Source organism: Komagataeibacter kakiaceti JCM 25156 (assembly GCF_000613305.1).
In genome coordinates, this window is sequence record NZ_BAIO01000905.1 from 1 (window position 1) to 551 (window position 551).

1 protein-coding gene is annotated in these 551 nt (G+C 71.0%); it reads left to right on the plus strand.

Translation table 11 applies throughout. From position 1 onward, the window contains the following. The coding region (locus JCM25156_RS19945; RefSeq protein WP_025814543.1) for a hydroxymethylbilane synthase at positions 1 to 551 on the plus strand (551 nt) is incomplete at both ends.

Genomic DNA, 551 nt, shown 5'->3' on the forward strand with positions numbered 1-551 from the left:
CGCCTCCGTCCGCCGCCAGGCGCAGATGCTGCATGTGCGGCCCGACCTGAAATTCGGCCTGCTGCGCGGCAATGTGCAGACCCGGCTGGACAAGCTGGCGGCGCGGCAGTGCGACGCGACGCTGCTGGCCTATGCGGGGCTGCGCCGTCTGGGCATGGAAGACCGGGCGGATGTGATCCTTGATCCCACCGTCATGGTACCGGCGGCGGGGCAGGGCATCGTGGGCGTTACGGTGCGTGAGAGCGACGTGGAACTGCGCGAACTCCTCTCCGCGATCGAGGATTACGAGGCGCGGGCCGTCGCCACCGCCGAACGCGCGCTGCTGGCGGAGCTGGATGGCTCGTGCCGCACGCCCATTGGCGGCTACGCCCGTCTTATCCCGGTCGTGGCCGGAGGCGCGCCGGAACTGCATCTGACCGGACTTGTCGCGCGGGAGGACGGGTCGTTCCTGCTCAAGCGCTCCATAAGCGGCGCGCCATCCGACGCGGCGCGTCTGGGGCGCGACCTTGGCCGCAGCCTGCGCGCGGACAGCCCGGCCGACATCTTTGCCG